Source organism: Salinisphaera orenii subsp. halophila YIM 95161, assembly GCF_003732545.1.
GTDB classification, from domain to species: Bacteria; Pseudomonadota; Gammaproteobacteria; order Nevskiales; family Salinisphaeraceae; genus Salinisphaera; species Salinisphaera orenii_A.
In genome coordinates this window covers 1-326 of sequence record NZ_AYKF01000047.1, presented here as the reverse complement: position 1 = coordinate 326, position 326 = coordinate 1, and the positions used below count along the sequence as shown (strand labels likewise).

At 64.7% G+C, this 326-nt stretch carries 1 protein-coding gene; it reads left to right on the top strand.

Annotated elements, in window-relative coordinates; genetic code table 11:
* The coding region (locus tag SAHL_RS03310) for a GTP-binding protein (protein WP_245968371.1) at nucleotides 1–326 on the top strand (326 nt) is incomplete at both ends.

The window sequence follows — 326 nt, the reverse complement described above, 5'->3', positions numbered from 1 at the left end:
TTGTTCGGTTCGGAGCTGTCGGCCTTTGACATGATCGACAAGGCGCCGGAAGAGAAGGCGCGCGGGATCACCATCTCGACCTCGCACGTGGAGTACGAATCCGAGGCGCGCCACTACGCGCACGTCGACTGCCCGGGTCACGCCGACTACGTCAAGAACATGATCACCGGTGCCGCCCAGATGGACGGCGCGATCATGGTGGTCTCGGCCGCGGACGGCCCGATGCCGCAGACGCGCGAGCACATCCTGCTGGCGCGCCAGGTCGGCGTCCCGTTCATCGTCGTGTACCTGAACAAGGCCGACATGGTCGACGACGAAGAACTGCT